The following is a 15,993-nucleotide window of genomic DNA, read 5'->3' on the forward strand; positions in this document are numbered from 1 at the left end:
GATTCACCCCATGACCTTCACCGCACGCGTTTCCCCACCCCAAATGGTCCAGGCCCTCGCACTGCTCGCGGCACTGGTCGGCGTGGCGACGTGGTCGTCGCTGCTGCTGACCTCCGCCGAATCACACACCCCGTCAGCAGCCCCCCAGTTGTTGGCGGCACGCAGCGATAGCCCGGCGTTGCAGTGGTTTTCCAATCAAACGGCGCCAGTGGACATCAAGGTGAGCGGGGTGATGGCGGGGAGTCGGGGGGCGGTGGCGATACTGAGTTTGAATGATGGGCCGCCAAGGAGTTTTTTGCAGACCGAGGTGTCTTGCGTTTTACATCGACCTGAAAGATTTTGGTCGATTATGGATTCAAAGCAGGAGGGCCAGGTCGCTGCAATCCGTCAATATTCCCCATTCGGTTCCCTCTCCCTCCGGGAGAGGGCTAGGGTGAGGGGGCTTTTGCAGTCACCTGAACCCCCACAAAACCTCCGGCCACAGGTAAACTCCGCGCACTTTTTCAAGGAGTTCACATGAGTCACTACCAGCCGGGCATTCTCGCCACCCCCGTTCCATTGCAAGCACGTCATTTGTTTTTCGCCCTGGCCTCGATTGAAGCCTTGCCGCAGGCGATCGACAATCTGCTGAGCCTGGTGGACGGCAAGTCTGCGGTGGTCGGTTTTGGTGAATCCCTGGCCAAGGCCCTCAACGTGGAAATCGCCGGTCTGCGCAGTTTCCCGGCCATGAGCGGCGTGGGCGTGAACAACCCGTCGACTCAACAGGCGCTGTGGGTCTGGTTGCACGGCGTCGACCGTGGCGACCTGCTCAATCGCTGCAACGCCATTGAAGCTGCGCTGGCTCCGGCCTTGCGCCTGGTAGAGATGCAGGAAGCCTTCCTCCACAAGGACGGTCACGACCTGACCGGCTACGAAGACGGCACCGAAAACCCTCATGACGAAGCCGCTATTGCTGCCGCGTTGCAGAGCGAAGGCGCTGAAGGCCTGGTCGGTGGCAGCTTCGCCGCGATCCAGCAGTGGCAGCACGACCTCAAGGGTTTCCACAAACTGTCCGCCGACGACAAAGACAGCATCATGGGCCGTCGCCTGAGCGATAACGAAGAGATCGACGACGCGCCGGTCTCCGCTCACGTCAAACGCACCGCGCAGGAAAGCTTTGCGCCTGAAGCGTTCGTCGTGCGTCGCTCGATGCCGTGGATTGAAGGTGACCGCGCGGGGCTGATGTTCCTCGCGTTCGGTTTCTCGCTGGATGCCTTCGAAGCCCAGTTGCGGCGCATGAGCGGTCTGGAAGACGGCATCGCCGATGGCCTGTACCGCATCAGCCGGCCGATCACCGGCGGCTATTACTGGTGCCCGCCGCTCAAGGACGGTCATCTTGATCTGCGCGCCTTGCGCATCGGCTGATTCTGCAAAAGGACTAAAGATGAACGTGGTGCGCTGGGGCATGATCGGTTGCGGCAGTGTCGCGGAACGCAAGAGCGGGCCAGCCTTTTACAAGGCGCCAGGGTCCGCACTGGTGGCGGTGATGGGGCGACGCCTTGAAGCCGTCAGTGATTACGCCGCGCGCCACGGTATCGCTCGGGTTTACACCGACGTCGATGCACTCATCAACGATCCCGAGGTGGACGCGGTGTACATCGCCACGCCGCCCGACAGCCACCGCGATTACAGTCTGAAAGTCGCCGCCGCCGGCAAACATTGCTGCGTGGAAAAACCCATGTCACTCAACGCCGGCCAAAGCCGCGAGATGCAGCAGGCGTTTGCCGACGCCGGTTTGCACTTGTTCGTTTCCTACTATCGCCGTTCGTTGCCGCGCTTTGCGCAGGTTCGGCAATGGCTGGAACAGGGACGGATCGGCGAAGTGCGGCACCTGAGCTGGACGCTGACCAAGGCACCGTCGCCGGCCGATCTGGATGGCCGCGACAACTGGCGCACCGACCCGGCGGTAGCGGGCGGCGGTTACTTCGCAGATCTGGCCAGCCACGGTTTCGACCTGTTCCAGTATTTGCTCGGCGACATCGTCGAGGTCGCCGGTTTCACCGCGCGGCAGGCCGGGTTGTACGCGGCGGAAGATGCGGTCAGCGCCAGTTGGCGCTTTGCCTCTGGGGCGCTGGGCATGGGCTGCTGGAGTTTTGTTGCCGATCGGCGCGAGGATCGGGTCGAGATCATCGGCAGCCTCGGTCGGATCAGCTTTGCAGTGTTTGATGAGCATCCGGTCGAGCTGCATGCCGATGAGCAGATCAGCCTGGACATTGCCCATCACGAACACATTCAGTGGCATCACGTGCTGGGCATGAATGCGCATATTCGTGGTGAATCGGAGCATCCGGCGATGGCCGAACAAGCGCTGAAGACCGATTGGGTCATGGACCAGATCCTCAAGCGTCACTGAATCTCGGACGTCACCCAATTCCTCCAGGTCGGCTTAGGCCGACTGGCGGTGCTTGTCAGGAAAATCCCACAGGAGTACAAATGTACTCCATGACAAACCTGACTCCCCGCCGTACCGCCATTCTGACTTTTATCCGCGAACGCATCGCCGAACACGGTCAGCCCCCAAGCCTCGCTGAAATCAGCGAGGCTTTTGGTTTTGCCTCGCGCAGCGTGGCGCGCAAGCATGTGCTGGCGCTCACCGAAGCCGGGTTTATCGAGGTCAACCCGCATCAGGCGCGGGGCATTCGCTTGCTCGGGCAACCGGCGCGACCGGAGTTGCTCGATATTCCCGTGCTCGGCCGGGTGGCCGCCGGTGCGCCGATTGGCGCCGATGCCGATCTCCATAGCCGTTTGCTGCTCGACCCGGCGCTGTTCTCCCGTACACCCGACTACATGCTGCGGGTGCAGGGCGATTCGATGATCGAGGACGGCATTCTCGACGGCGATCTGGTCGGCGTGCGGCGCAATCCCGAGGCGCTCAACGGCCAGATCGTCGTGGCGCGGCTCGACGGTGAAGTCACCATCAAACGCTTTGAGCGCACGGGCGATGAGGTTCGCCTGCTGCCGCGCAACCCGGCCTACCAGCCGATTGTGGTGCGTGATGATCAGGATCTGGCTATTGAGGGAGTGTTCTGTGGCCTGGTGAGGCAAGGCTGATGGGCGCCGTCGTTGCGTTGGATACGCTGTTCAATGGCGGCCAGGTCTGGAAGGGTCGGCCTGCGCCACCGGCCGCGAGCCCGCAACCGACCGGGCATGCCGCACTGGACGCAGCGTTGCCCAGTGGCGGCTGGCCGGAAGCGGCGCTGAGCGAAATCCTCCTGGCCGGCCCCGGGGTCGGCGAACTGCAACTGGTCTGGCCGACGCTGGCGCGGCTGTCGGCGGCGGGCGAGCGCATCGTGCTGGTGGCGCCGCCGTTCGTGCCCTACCCGCAAGCGTGGGAAAACGCCGGGGTCGATCTGCGACAGTTGTCGGTGATCCAGGCCAGTGAGCGCGATGCCTTGTGGGCGGCGGAACAATGCCTGCGCTCCGGCAGTTGCGGCGCGGTGCTGTGCTGGCCGTACAAGGCGGATGACCGCGCGTTAAGGCGTTTGCAGGTGGCGGCGGAAACCGGCCAGACCCTGGCCTTTGCCTGGCGCTCGCTGAGCGAGGCGATCAACCCGTCACCGGCGGCGTTGCGCATTGCCATTGATGCCAAACCTGCCCAGTTGCGCGTGCTCAAATGCCGTGGCGGCCTGGCTCGCGCGACGCCCATTGCCTTTGCCACAGGTCACTGAGGTCGTCATGCGCTGGGTGTGTATTCTGTTCCCGCAATTGGCCCTCGACGCCGTGCTGCGTCAGCGCCCCGACCCCGAAGAGCCGCTGGTGCTGCTCAGCGGTCCGGCCCAGCGCCGGGTGCTGCAAGCCGTGAATGGCGCGGGGCGCAAACTTGGCTTGCGCCCCGGCCAGTCCATGACCGCTGCGCAAGCCTTGAGCAAAGGCTTTGCCACCGCCGATTACGACGTCGCCGAGGTCGAGCATTGGCAGCAGTTTCTCGCCGCATGGGCCTATCGTTTCAGCTCACAGGTCAGCGTGCATTACCCGCGTACCGTGGTGTTCGAGATCGAATCGAGCCTGGGCCTGTTCGGTTCCTGGGCGCAGTTCGAAGTGCGGCTGCGCAAAGAGCTGACCGAGCTGGGTTTTCGTCATCGCATCGTCGCCGCGCCCAACCCGGTGGCGGCGCGAGTGCTGGCCAATGCTTATGACGGTTTGGTGGTGCCGGACGGTGAAGCCTTGCAGCATCACCTGGGGCAATTGCCCATCGACCGCGTCGGCCTGGAGCCACACGTGGCCACGGCATTGTCGCGCATGGGGCTGCGCAGTCTCAGTCAGGTGCAGAGCCTGCCGCGTCAGGCCTTGGCACGGCGCTTCGAGGCGCAGATGCTCAAGCATCTCGACACCCTGTTTGGCGCACGTCCGCTGGCGCTGGCGTTTTATCTGCCGCCGGATCGTTTCGATGTGCGCATCGAACTCAATTTCGACGTGCAATCCCATCAGGCGCTGCTGTTTCCACTGCGGCGCCTGACCGGCGATCTATCGGCGTTCCTGTGTGGACGCGACAGCGGCGTGCAGCGTTTCGATCTGCATCTGGAACATGCCGGGTTGCCGGATACGCTGATCAAGGTCGGCCTGCTCAGCGCCGAGCGCGACCCGGCGATGCTCTTCGAACTGGCCCGTGGCCGACTGGAGCAAGTGCAGGTCGAGGCCCCGGTGCGCGGCTTCCGGCTGCGCGCCGAAGATCTGCCGAGTTTCGTGCCGCAGTTTCAGGAATTGTTCGACGACCGTCCGCAGCAGACCTTGCCTTGGGAGCAATTGCGCGAACGCCTGCGCGCAAGGCTGGGCGACGACGCGGTGCAAGGCCTGCGTTTTCAGGCCGACCATCGTCCGGAGTGCGCTTGGCAAAACGCCGTCGACAAACAGCGCTGCGCCGGTTTGCCGAGTGTTCAGCGTCCGGGCTGGTTGCTGGGCGAACCGCAAAGCGTACCGGAGGGTGCGGCACGGATCCTCATGGGGCCTGAGCGCATCGAATCCGGCTGGTGGGACGGTGACGATGTGCGCCGCGATTACTACCTGATCCAGAACCGCGCCGGGCAGCAGGGCTGGGCCTATCGGGCGGTGGGCGAGGGCGGTCCGTTGTGGCTGCAGGGCTGGTTCGCATGAACGATGGCTACGCCGAACTGCACTGCCTGTCGAACTTCAGTTTCCAGCGCGGTGCTTCCAGTGCGCTGGAGCTGTTCCAGCGGGCGAAAAAGCACGGCTATCAGGCGCTGGCGATCACCGATGAATGCACGCTGGCCGGGATCGTGCGTGCCTGGCAAGCGGCGAAATCCGTTGAACTGCCGTTGATTATCGGCAGCGAAATTCGCATCGAAAACGGCCCGAAACTGGTGCTGTTGGTGGAGAACCTTGCCGGCTATCAGGCACTGTGCGGCTTGATCACCCGCGCCCGGCGGCGCACGCAAAAAGGTCAGTATCAGGTGCTGCGCGAGGACTTCAGCGAGCCGTTGCCGGGGTTGCTGACGCTTTGGGTGCCGGACAGTGTCGATGACGTCGAGGAGGGCCGTTGGCTCCGACAAACCTTCGGCGAACGGCTGTGGCTGGCGGTGCAATTGCATCGCGGGCAGGACGATCAGCGGCGGTTGGCGGCGTTGTTGAGCCTGGCCGCTGAGTTGGGGATTGCCGCGGTGGCCAGTGGCGATGTGCACATGCACGCCCGTGGCCGGCGTGCCTTGCAGGACACCATGACGGCGATTCGGCACCACGTGCCAGTGGCCGAAGCCGGATTGCGCCTGCACCCCAATGGCGAACGGCATCTGCGCAGCGTCGAGGTGCAGCGGGAACTGTATCCGTCGGCGTTGCTGGATGAGTCCGTCGCGCTGGCTCGACGTTGTACCTTCGATCTGAGTCAGTTGCGTTATCAATATCCCAAAGAGCTGGTGCCTGAAGGGCACACCGGCAGTTCCTGGTTACGGCACCTTACTAAAGCGGGCATCGCCTGGCGCTGGAAACAAGGCGCGCCCTTCAAGGTGCTGCGGCAGATCAACAAGGAATTAAAGCTGATCGCCGAACTCGGTTACGAAAGCTACTTCCTCACGGTGCATGATGTGGTGAACTTCGCCCGCGAACAGCACATCCTCTGTCAGGGCCGCGGTTCGGCGGCCAACTCGGCGGTGTGTTTTGCCTTGGGCATTACCGAGATCGATCCGGATCGCACCACGCTGTTGTTCGAACGCTTCATGTCGAAAGAGCGCAACGAGCCGCCGGACATCGACGTCGATTTCGAACACGAACGTCGCGAAGAAGTCCTGCAGTACGTGTTTCGTCGTTATGGTCGCAACCGTGCGGCGTTGACGGCGGTGGTCAGCACTTATCACGCGGCCGGCGCGGTGCGCGATGTGGCCAAGGCCCTGGGCCTGCCGCCCGATCAAATCAACGCGCTGGCCGATTGCTGCGGCCATTGGAGCGATGAAACGCCGCCGCTCGCGCGTTTGCTCGAAGGCGGCTTCGACCCGGACAGTCCGGTGCTGCGCCGGGTGCTGAGCCTGACCGGGCAACTGATCGGTTTTCCCCGGCACCTGTCGCAACATCCCGGCGGTTTCGTGATTTCCGAACAGCCGCTCGACAGTCTGGTGCCGGTGGAGAATGCGGCGATGGCTGATCGCACGATCATCCAGTGGGACAAGGACGACCTCGACGCGGTCGGGCTGCTCAAGGTGGATATTCTTGCGCTGGGCATGCTCAGTGCGATCCGCCGCTGTTTCGACCTGCTGCGCCGTCATCGCCATCAAGACCTGACATTGGCGACGATTCCTGCCGAAGACAAACCGACCTACGAGATGATCAGTCGTGCCGACACCATCGGCGTGTTCCAGATCGAGTCTCGCGCGCAGATGTCGATGCTGCCGCGCCTGAAACCGGCGGAGTTTTACGATCTGGTGATCGAGGTGGCCATCGTCCGGCCGGGGCCGATTCAGGGCGGTATGGTCCATCCATATCTACGCCGCAGAAACAAGGAGGAGGCGGAAACCTATCCTTCGCCGGAACTGGAAGTGGTGCTTAAACGCACCCTCGGCGTGCCGCTGTTTCAGGAACAGGTGATGCAGATCGCCATCGTCGCCGCCGACTACAGTCCCGGCGAGGCCGATCAGTTGCGCCGCTCCATGGCTGCCTGGAAACGCCACGGCGGGCTGGAGCCGCATAAGGAGCGACTCGCTGCCGGCATGAAGAAAAACGGCTACACACCGGAGTTCGCCACGCAGATTTTCGAGCAGATCAAAGGCTTCGGCAGTTACGGTTTTCCCGAATCCCACGCCGCCAGCTTCGCTCTGCTGACGTATGCCAGTTGCTGGCTCAAGTGCCATGAACCCGCGGCGTTCGCCTGTGCGCTGATCAACAGCTGGCCGATGGGGTTCTACAGTCCTGACCAGATTCTGCAGGACGCGCGCCGGCATCAGTTGCAGATCCGTGCGGTGGATGTGCGCGCCAGTGACTGGGATTGCAGCCTGGAACCGATCAGCGGCGCGCAGCCGGCGATTCGCATGGGCCTGCGGATGATCAAGGGTTTTCGTGAGGACGATGCCCGGCGTATCGAGGCGGCGCGGGCACGCGGAGCATTTGCCGATGTCGCCGATCTGGGGGAGCGCGCCGGGCTCGACAGTCGGGCGCAGGCGTTGCTGGCAGATTCCGGGGCGTTACGCGGTCTGGCCGGACATCGGCATCGGGCGCGCTGGGAAGTGGCCGGGGTGCAGAAACAGCTTGGGTTGTTTGCCGGCTTGTCGAGTCAGGAAGAGCCTGGCGTGGTGCTGCCCAAACCCAGTGTTGGCGAGGACTTGCACGCCGATTACACAACGGTCGGCACCACGCTGGGGCCGCATCCGCTGGCGCTGCTGCGCAATGAGTTGAAGGCGCGGCGCTGCCGCAGTTCGCAAGAGTTGCTCGATATCGAGCACGGACGCCCGGTCAGCATTGCCGGATTGGTCACGGGCCGGCAACGTCCGGGCACTGCCAGCGGCGTGACGTTTGTCACGCTCGAAGACGAGTTCGGCAACGTCAACGTGGTGGTCTGGCGCGACCTCGCCGAGCGTCAGCGTCAGGTGCTGGTCGGCTCGCAACTGCTCAGGGTCGATGGGCGCTGGGAACGCGAAGGCGAAGTGCGCCACCTGATCGCCGGACGCCTGAGTGATCTGAGCCCGCTGCTCAACGGCATCCGCGTGCAGAGCCGCGATTTTCACTGATCCGCTTTATATCTGCCGCCACCAATCATTCGGGTGCGCGAGGACGAGTCAGTCGCGGTCATTTTGAGCCGATTAATTGACGTCAAAAAAATCTGTCGCGAATGATGGCACTTTGTCATAATGCCGCCCCTTTTCCGCTCCCCACCGCGTTGCCGTGCCGGGACACACCGTTTTTCAAGAAGGAATACCCAGTGAGAATGATCTCCCGGATGTTGGTCTCAGGCGTTGCAATTGCGGTACTCGGCACGCTGGCCAGTTCGCTCGCCGGTTGCGCCACCGAAAGCTCCCGCGCGTTGCCGGTGGCCAAGGTTGAAAGTGCTTCTCAAGTCTGGACCGGCGTTCGCGTGCCGATGGCGGTGGGCAAGTTCGACAACCGTTCCAGCTACATGCGCGGGATCTTTTCCGACGGCGTTGACCGTCTCGGCGGTCAGGCCAAGACCATCCTGATCACGCATTTGCAGCAGACCAACCGTTTCTCCGTGCTGGATCGCGACAACATGGGCGAAATCCAGCAGGAAGCGGCGATCAAGGGCCAGGCCCAGCGTCTGAAAGGCGCCGATTACGTGGTCACCGGTGACGTCACCGAGTTCGGCCGCAAAGAGACGGGCGATCATCAGTTGTTCGGCATTCTCGGCCGTGGCAAGACCCAGGTCGCTTACGCCAAGGTCAACCTGAATATCGTCAACATCAGCACCTCGGAAGTGGTGTATTCGACCCAGGGCGCAGGCGAGTACGCCTTGTCCAACCGCGAAATCATCGGCTTCGGCGGCACCGCTGCCTACGACTCCACCCTCAACGGCAAAGTCCTGGATCTGGCCATGCGCGAGGCGATCAATCGTCTGGTGGATGGCATGAACGCCGGTACCTGGAAACCGGGCAACTGATCGACGCCCATTGCAAGGAGCAACAACACATGAATTTGACTCTGTCGCGGTCGCTGCTGGCCTTGACCCTGGCCGCCAGCACCTTGCTGGCCGGTTGTGCCGGCCCGAAAACCCTGTACCAGTGGGAAGGCTACGAACCGCAGGTCTACGAATACTTCAAGGGCGAAGAGCCGAAAGAAGCCCAAGCCGAAGCGCTTGAGCGTGACCTGCAAAAAATCCGCTCCACCGGTAAGGCCGTACCACCGGGTTACCACGCGCACCTGGGCCTGCTCTATCTGAGCATGGGCAAGGATGATCAGATGGTGCAGCAGTTCCGCACCGAAAAGACGCTGTTTCCCGAGTCCGGCACGTACATGGATTTTCTGCTTAAAAACGCCAAGACCGGAGACGCCAAATGATCCCGCGTGCAGTGAAACTGCTGGTCGGTGTGCTGGCGCTGAGCGTGCTCGGTGGCTGCGTCAAGCCCAAGACCGTGGACTATTCGGCGTACAAGCAGGCACGGCCCAAGACCATTCTGGTATTGCCGCCGCTGAACACCTCGCCGGACGTAAAGGCCTCGTACAGTCTGTTGTCGCAGGTAACGTTTCCATTGGCCGAGGCCGGTTACTACGTGTTGCCGATCACATTGGTTGACGAGACCTTTCGCCAGAACGGTTTGACCACGCCAGATGACATCCACCAGGCGCCGGCGAACAAGCTGCAGGAAATCTTCGGCGCCGACGCGGCGTTGTACATCACCGTGACCGAATACGGGACGCGTTACATGGTGATCAGCAGCGAAACCGCAGTCACTGCAACGGCGAAACTGGTTGACCTGAAGAGCGGCACGACGCTGTGGACCGGCTCGGCCCGTGCCTCGAGCGAAGAGGGCGGTAACAACGGTGGCGGCGGCCTGATCGGCATGCTGATCACGGCGGCGGTGAAGCAGATCATCAACAGTTCCACCGATGCCGGTTTCCCGATTGCCGGCGTGGCGAGTAACCGCCTGCTGTCGGCCGGGCATCCGGCAGGGCTGTTGTACGGTCCGCGCTCGCCAAAATACGGCACGGACTAAAAACACAGATCAAAAGATCGCAGCCTTCGGCAGCTCCTACATTTGGAATGCATTTCCCTGTAGGCGCTGCCGAAGGCTGCGATCTTTTGCTTTCAGGGGCCAAAAGCGCTCGGCACCTCATCGACTCGTAATCAAGACTCTGCATCTTCAGGCCGAAGGCGATATTCTGCGCGACAGTTCATGCGCCACTGCTGCGTTGCCAGCACTGAAGGAGCTTTCGAATGACCGAGAAAAAACCGGAAACCACGGTCGACCGTGTCTACCAAGGGGTTTACGAGGCGATCAGCAAGCGATCGCTGCGTCCGGGGATGAAGCTGGGCGAAGCTTCCCTGGCAGAATTGTTTAACGTCAGCCGCACGTCGGTTCGCGCCGCGCTCAAGCAATTGGAGGCCGACGGACTGGTGACGACCGAGCCCAATAAAGGTGCGTCAGTGTCCTTGCCGAGCAATGAAGAGATTCGCTCGCTGTTCGAAACCCGGCGCTTGATCGAGATCGGCATCGTCACTGAGTTGTGCCGTCGCAAGGACACCGCAGCGATGCAAGCGCTGCGTGAACACCTGCTGCTGGAAGATGAGGCTCACGCGGCCGGGGACCATCAGCGGCTGATTTACCTGCTTGGTGAATTCCACATCAAACTCGCGCGCAGTCTCAACAACCCGGTGCTGCTCGACTGGTTCCAGAAGCTGATTTCCCGTGCCTCGCTGTATGCCGCTGCGCTGGACGACGACAGCCATGAAGTCTGCCGCGACGACGAACACCTGCGCCTGATCGAGTACATCGAGGCCGGTAATCAGAGTGCTGCCATCGAGTTGACCTGCACGCACCTCAACGGCATCGAGAAGGCGATTCTCGACGTCGCCGCGAAAATGAAAACTGGCTACCATCCGCTCAAACACCTGATTGGCGTTTAATCCTGAGCCGGCGTTGAAATCGGCTATACCTCTAATGAAACCAATGAGTCAGACGATGCTCGAAACAAACGTGCGATCGCGGCGATTTGGCTTCGCGATCATTCGGGCAAACACACAGGACACCGAGTCACTCGATGCAGTTTTTATCCGATAGCCACGGTTGTGAAGGCTGGAAAGGCGAAATGGCCGCACGCATCTGCGCGTTCGACTGGAGCCATACCGAGTTGGGCCCGCTCGATCGTTGGCCCGCCAGTCTGTGCTGTGCCGTGCAGATGATGCTCGCCTCGCCGTTGCCGATGGTCATGCTCTGGGGCCGCGCCGGTTACATGATCTATAACGACGCCTACTCGGAGTTTGCCGGTGGCCGCCACCCTTACTTGCTTGGCGTGCCGGTGGAGTTGGGCTGGCCGGAAGTTGCCGAGTTCAATCGGCATGTGGTCGACACTTGTCTGGCGGGTGGCACTTTGTCGTTTCGCAACAAAGAGCTGGTGTTGTTGCGCGACGGGGTTCCGGAAGACGTCTGGATGGATCTTTATTACAGCCCCGTGGCTAATGACGAAGGTCGCCCGTCCGGGGTGATGGCAATGGTGGTGGAAACCACCGAACTCGTGCGCTCCGAGCAATTGCGTCAAGCCGCGGAAGAAGCCTTCCGCGCCGACAACGAACGTGTGCGTCTGGCGCTCAACGCCGGGGCTTTGCTCGGCTCGTTTGTCTGGGATGTGAAGAACAATGTGTTGTCGGCGGACGAGCGTTTTGCCCGGACGTTTTCTTACCCGCCGGAACATGATCTGAGCAACCTGGCACAACATATTGCGCATTCGCGAATTCACCCCGATGACCGTGCCTGGGTTCAGGAAAGTATCGACCATTGCGTAAAGACCGGCGCGCCGTATAACGTCGAATACCGCGTACTGCGCAGCGATGGCAGTTACCTTTGGGTGCTGGCCAGCGGCGGTTGCGAATTCGACGAACGCGGTGAAGCACTGCGTTTCCCCGGGGTGTTGATCGACATTCATGAGCGCAAGAGCGCCGAAGAGTCCCTGCTCAAGTTCACCCGTAACCTCGAACAGCGTGTGGCCGATGAAGTCGAAGCGCGGCTCACTGCCGAAGAACAACTGCGCCAATCGCAAAAGCTCGAGTCCATTGGCGGACTTACCGGTGGCGTGGCCCATGACTTCAATAACCTGTTGCAGGTAATTGCCGGCAACCTGCACCTGCTGGCTCGGCATGAGCCGGATAACGCCAATGTGCAGCGGCGCGTCAGCGCTTCGCTGGCGGCGGTCGAGCGCGGGGCCAAGCTGTCTTCGCAACTGCTCGCGTTTGCCCGGCGTCAACCGCTGTCGCCGGCCGTGTGCAATCCGCAGCAGATCTTCGAAGGCGTCGGCGAGTTGCTGCAACGGGCGCTGGGCGAAACCATTCACATCGATGTGCAATTGCCACAAGCACCGTGGCACATCAACGTCGACCGCAATCAACTGGAAAACGCCATTCTCAACCTGGCAATCAACGCTCGCGATGCCATGAAAGGCGAGGGCACGATTGTGCTGAGCGCTTTCAATACGTTTCTGGACAGCACGTTTTGCGTCGGCAAAGGCATCGTCCCCGGCGAGTTCGTGCGGGTGACGGTCAGCGATACCGGCGCCGGCATTCCCGCGCAGATACTGGAGCAGGTGTTCGAACCGTTCTTCACCACCAAGGCCGATGGCCAGGGCACCGGGCTCGGCTTGAGCATGGTGTTCGGTTTCGTCAAACAGAGCGGCGGGCATGTCGAGATCGACAGCAAGCTGGGCGAAGGTACGCGGGTCGAGCTGTACTTTCCGCGCAGTTTGCGGCCGATTCGCGAAGAGTCCTCCACTGCTGATGAAGTGTTGGGTGGCGGCAACGAGACCATCCTGGTGGTCGAGGACAACGACGCGGTGCGGGCCTCGGCAGTGGAATTGCTGCGCGATGAGGGCTATCAGGTCCTGATTGCCGGCAACGGCGACGCCGCGATGCAGATGCTGCTGGAAGGCGTTGAAGTGGATCTGATTTTCACCGACGTGGTCATGCCTGGGCTGATCAAGAGTTCCGACCTGTTCGCCTGGGCCAAGGTGCAGAAGCCTCCGGTGGCGGTGCTGTTCACCTCTGGCCATACCCGCGACATCATCTCGCGCAATCACCAGTTGAGTCCCGACACCCATTTGCTCGGCAAGCCGTATGGCCCGGAATCGTTGTTGCAGATGATTCGTTCGGTGCTAAGCGGCTGAGCTTGAAAACTTCCCACCAAGGCAGGCTGATGACTTCGAAACGCACCTCCAAAGCACCCGCCGGCATGGTTCGCGTGCGCGGCGCCCGTGAGCACAACCTGAAGAACGTCGACATCGACATCCCCCGCGATGCATTGGTGGTGTTCACCGGCGTGTCCGGGTCGGGCAAGTCGTCCCTGGCGTTTTCCACTTTGTATGCCGAAGCCCAGCGCCGCTACTTCGAATCGGTCGCGCCCTACGCGCGGCGGCTGATCGATCAGGTCGGAGTGCCGGATGTCGATTCCATCGAAGGCCTGCCTCCCGCCGTGGCCCTGCAACAGCAGCGGGGCACGCCGAGCACGCGCTCCTCGGTGGGCAGTGTCACGACGTTATCGAGCCTGATCCGCATGCTCTATTCCCGCGCCGGCAGTTACCCGCCGGGGCAGGCGATGCTGTACGCCGAGGATTTTTCGCCGAACACGCCGCAGGGCGCCTGCCCGGATTGTCATGGTCTGGGGCGGGTCTATGAAGTCACCGAAGCGTTGATGGTGCCGGACCCGAACCTGACCATCCGCCAGCGCGCCGTGGCGTCCTGGCCGCTGGCATGGCAGGGGCAGAACCTGCGCGACATCCTCGTGACGATGGGCATCGACGTCGACATCCCATGGCGAAAGTTGCCGAAAAAGCAGCGCGACTGGATTCTCTTCACCGAAGAAACCCCGACCGTGCCGGTGTACGCCGGGCTGACCCCGGAAGAGACCCGAGTCGCCCTCAAGCGCAAGATGGAGCCGAGTTATCAAGGCACCTTCACCGGCGCCCGCCGCTACATCCTGCACACCTTCACCCACTCGCAAAGTGCGCTGATGAAAAAGCGCGTGGCGCGGTTCATGCTCGGCAGTCCTTGCCCGTTGTGCGATGGCAAACGGCTGAAGCGCGAGGCGTTGGCAGTGACATTTGCCGGCTACGACATCGGTGAGTTGTCACAGATGCCGCTGCTGCAAGTCGCCGAAGTTCTAAAACCGGTGGCGGCTGCCAGTTATCTGGAGCACGCCGAGGAAACCGGCGAAACCCTCAGTCACGCGCAAACCCGCGAAGCCCGTCAACAGCGCGTCGCAAAGGGGGCCAGTGGTCACGCCAGCGCGCCAGATGTGCGCCACACACCGAACCTGTCACTGGAAAAGCGCCTGGCGGCGCAGCGCATTGCCGAGGATCTGCTGGAACGGGTCACCACGTTGACCGAACTGGGGCTGGGCTATCTGGCTCTGGAACGCAGCACGCCGACCTTGTCGTCCGGTGAGTTGCAGCGCCTGCGATTGGCGACGCAATTGGGTTCGCAGTTGTTCGGCGTGATCTACGTGCTCGACGAGCCCTCCGCCGGTTTGCACCCGGCCGACGGAGAGGCGTTGTTCGAAGCCTTGCAGCGCTTGAAGGCTGATGGCAACACGCTGTTTGTGGTTGAGCATGATCTGGAAACCATGCGCCGCGCTGACTGGTTGATCGACGTCGGGCCGGCGGCGGGCGAGAAGGGCGGTCAGGTGTTGTACAGCGGCCCACCTGCGGGGCTGGCCGACATCGAACAATCACAGACCCGCGCTTATCTGTTCGCCGAAACGCCACGCCAGACGCGTGCCGCACGCAAGCCGACGGCGTGGCTGAAGCTGGAGGGCATCACCCGCAATAACCTCAACAACCTCAGTGCCGAGTTTCCCTTGGGCTGCTTCACTTCGGTGACCGGTGTGTCCGGTTCCGGCAAGTCGAGTCTGGTCAGTCAGGCGTTGCTGGAACTGGTCGGTGCACAACTGGGACGGCCGGGCGCTGAGGCTGAGGCTGAAGAGCTGAGTCTTGAGGACGACGCGCCGCAAGTCAGCAGCGGCCAGATCACGGCCGGGCTGGAGTCGATCAAGCGCCTGGTGCAGGTCGATCAGAAACCCATCGGTCGTACGCCGCGCTCCAATCTGGCGACTTACACCGGGCTGTTCGACAACGTACGCAAGCTGTTCGCCGCCACTCCCCAGGCGCGGGCGGCGGGCTATGACGCCGGGCAGTTTTCCTTCAATGTTGCCAAGGGTCGTTGCGCGACGTGCGAGGGTGAGGGGTTTGTCAGTGTCGAGTTGCTGTTCATGCCCAGCGTGTATGCGCCGTGCCCGACGTGTCATGGCGCGCGGTACAACCAGCAGACGCTGGCGGTTTTGTGGGAGGGGCTGAGCATCGCGCAGGTGCTGCAATTGACGGTCGATGAGGCGGTGGAGGTTTTCGTCGGGCAGCCGGGGATTCGCCGTTCGCTGGAGGTGTTGCGCGATATCGGCCTTGGTTATTTGCGACTTGGTCAACCGGCCACGGAGCTGTCGGGCGGTGAGGCGCAGCGGATCAAACTGGCCACCGAGTTGCAGCGCAATCAGCGCGGCGCGACGTTGTATGTGCTGGATGAACCGACCACCGGCCTGCATCCGCGGGATGTCGACCGACTGTTGGAACAACTGGATTCGCTAGTGACAGCCGGGCACACGGTCATCGTGGTCGAACATGAAATGCGCGTGGTTGCGCAGAGCGACTGGGTGATCGACATCGGCCCGGGGGCGGGAGATGAGGGCGGCAAAATTGTCGTGGCGGGCACGCCGCAGAAAGTGGCTGCCAGCAAAAAAAGCCGGACCGCGCCATTCCTCGCCCGCGCCTTGAGCCGATAATGGCGTCGATCCCGATGGTCTGATCGCTGGC

General features: G+C 62.2%; 13 protein-coding genes. All 13 read left to right on the forward strand.

Annotated elements, in window-relative coordinates:
• The first annotated feature begins 10 nt into the window (after nt 1–10).
• The 13 genes from IEQ42_RS27375 to IEQ42_RS20435 all read left to right on the forward strand — a co-directional run bounded on the left by IEQ42_RS27375 (nt 11) and on the right by IEQ42_RS20435 (nt 15,962).
• A complete protein-coding gene (locus IEQ42_RS27375) occupies nt 11–520 on the forward strand; it encodes a hypothetical protein (protein ID WP_228732013.1) in 510 nt (169 codons plus the stop codon).
• Nucleotides 517–1,404, forward strand: coding sequence for a Dyp-type peroxidase (locus IEQ42_RS20380; protein ID WP_210704924.1), 888 nt, complete (start codon nt 517–519; stop codon nt 1,402–1,404). Before IEQ42_RS27375 ends, IEQ42_RS20380 begins: the two co-directional genes overlap by 4 nt.
• Nucleotides 1,405–1,423: 19 nt before the next feature.
• Nucleotides 1,424–2,392: a Gfo/Idh/MocA family protein gene (locus IEQ42_RS20385; RefSeq protein WP_210704926.1), complete on the forward strand. Its 969-nt coding sequence runs from the start codon at nt 1,424–1,426 to the stop codon at nt 2,390–2,392.
• Between the two features lie 80 nt (nt 2,393–2,472).
• Nucleotides 2,473–3,090 carry a transcriptional repressor LexA gene (gene lexA, locus IEQ42_RS20390; RefSeq protein ID WP_047301573.1) on the forward strand — a complete coding sequence of 206 codons (618 nt, stop codon included), beginning with the start codon at nt 2,473–2,475 and terminating at the stop codon, nt 3,088–3,090.
• Nucleotides 3,090–3,707: a translesion DNA synthesis-associated protein ImuA gene (imuA, locus tag IEQ42_RS20395; RefSeq protein ID WP_210704928.1), complete on the forward strand. Its 618-nt coding sequence runs from the start codon at nt 3,090–3,092 to the stop codon at nt 3,705–3,707. Before lexA ends, imuA begins: the two co-directional genes overlap by 1 nt.
• 7 nt (nt 3,708–3,714) lie before the next feature.
• The gene (locus IEQ42_RS20400) at nt 3,715–5,130 is read left to right on the forward strand and encodes a Y-family DNA polymerase (RefSeq protein ID WP_210704929.1); all 1,416 of its coding nucleotides are present in this window, start codon (nt 3,715–3,717) and stop codon (nt 5,128–5,130) included.
• Nucleotides 5,127–8,204 (forward strand): error-prone DNA polymerase, encoded by a 3,078-nt coding sequence (locus IEQ42_RS20405; RefSeq protein ID WP_210704930.1) that lies wholly within the window; start codon nt 5,127–5,129, stop codon nt 8,202–8,204. The genes IEQ42_RS20400 and IEQ42_RS20405 overlap by 4 nt, the downstream gene beginning before the upstream one ends.
• Before the next feature lie 197 nt (nt 8,205–8,401).
• Nucleotides 8,402–9,088 carry a CsgG/HfaB family protein gene (locus IEQ42_RS20410; protein ID WP_210705026.1) on the forward strand — a complete coding sequence of 229 codons (687 nt, stop codon included), beginning with the start codon at nt 8,402–8,404 and terminating at the stop codon, nt 9,086–9,088.
• A gap of 29 nt (nt 9,089–9,117) precedes the next feature.
• The gene (locus IEQ42_RS20415; RefSeq protein WP_047301565.1) at nt 9,118–9,486 is read left to right on the forward strand and encodes a DUF4810 domain-containing protein; all 369 of its coding nucleotides are present in this window, start codon (nt 9,118–9,120) and stop codon (nt 9,484–9,486) included.
• Nucleotides 9,483–10,142 carry a DUF799 domain-containing protein gene (locus tag IEQ42_RS20420; protein ID WP_042559434.1) on the forward strand — a complete coding sequence of 220 codons (660 nt, stop codon included), beginning with the start codon at nt 9,483–9,485 and terminating at the stop codon, nt 10,140–10,142. The genes IEQ42_RS20415 and IEQ42_RS20420 overlap by 4 nt, the downstream gene beginning before the upstream one ends.
• A 221-nt stretch (nt 10,143–10,363) precedes the next feature.
• Nucleotides 10,364–11,053, forward strand: coding sequence for a GntR family transcriptional regulator (locus tag IEQ42_RS20425; RefSeq protein WP_210623394.1), 690 nt, complete (start codon nt 10,364–10,366; stop codon nt 11,051–11,053).
• 134 nt (nt 11,054–11,187) lie between these two features.
• A complete protein-coding gene (locus tag IEQ42_RS20430; protein WP_210704931.1) occupies nt 11,188–13,299 on the forward strand; it encodes a hybrid sensor histidine kinase/response regulator in 2,112 nt (703 codons plus the stop codon).
• A gap of 29 nt (nt 13,300–13,328) precedes the next feature.
• Nucleotides 13,329–15,962, forward strand: a complete 2,634-nt coding sequence (locus IEQ42_RS20435) for an excinuclease ABC subunit UvrA (RefSeq protein ID WP_210704932.1) — start codon at nt 13,329–13,331, stop codon at nt 15,960–15,962.
• Nucleotides 15,963–15,993 lie beyond the last annotated feature (31 nt).

The sequence above is a fragment of the Pseudomonas iridis genome, assembly GCF_017980685.1.
In the GTDB taxonomy this organism is placed as follows: domain Bacteria; phylum Pseudomonadota; class Gammaproteobacteria; order Pseudomonadales; family Pseudomonadaceae; genus Aquipseudomonas; species Aquipseudomonas iridis.

Coding starts and splice junctions, on each gene's coding strand:
- IEQ42_RS20415 (WP_047301565.1), top strand. CDS start 9,118: ATGAATTTGACTCTGTCGCGGTCGCTGCTGGCCTTGACCCTGGCCGCC.
- IEQ42_RS20380 (WP_210704924.1), top strand. CDS start 517: ATGAGTCACTACCAGCCGGGCATTCTCGCCACCCCCGTTCCATTGCAA.
- IEQ42_RS27375 (WP_228732013.1), top strand. CDS start 11: ATGACCTTCACCGCACGCGTTTCCCCACCCCAAATGGTCCAGGCCCTC.
- IEQ42_RS20425 (WP_210623394.1), top strand. CDS start 10,364: ATGACCGAGAAAAAACCGGAAACCACGGTCGACCGTGTCTACCAAGGG.
- IEQ42_RS20430 (WP_210704931.1), top strand. CDS start 11,188: ATGCAGTTTTTATCCGATAGCCACGGTTGTGAAGGCTGGAAAGGCGAA.
- lexA (WP_047301573.1), top strand. CDS start 2,473: ATGTACTCCATGACAAACCTGACTCCCCGCCGTACCGCCATTCTGACT.
- IEQ42_RS20410 (WP_210705026.1), top strand. CDS start 8,402: ATGATCTCCCGGATGTTGGTCTCAGGCGTTGCAATTGCGGTACTCGGC.
- IEQ42_RS20420 (WP_042559434.1), top strand. CDS start 9,483: ATGATCCCGCGTGCAGTGAAACTGCTGGTCGGTGTGCTGGCGCTGAGC.
- IEQ42_RS20435 (WP_210704932.1), top strand. CDS start 13,329: ATGACTTCGAAACGCACCTCCAAAGCACCCGCCGGCATGGTTCGCGTG.
- IEQ42_RS20405 (WP_210704930.1), top strand. CDS start 5,127: ATGAACGATGGCTACGCCGAACTGCACTGCCTGTCGAACTTCAGTTTC.
- IEQ42_RS20400 (WP_210704929.1), top strand. CDS start 3,715: ATGCGCTGGGTGTGTATTCTGTTCCCGCAATTGGCCCTCGACGCCGTG.
- imuA (WP_210704928.1), top strand. CDS start 3,090: ATGGGCGCCGTCGTTGCGTTGGATACGCTGTTCAATGGCGGCCAGGTC.
- IEQ42_RS20385 (WP_210704926.1), top strand. CDS start 1,424: ATGAACGTGGTGCGCTGGGGCATGATCGGTTGCGGCAGTGTCGCGGAA.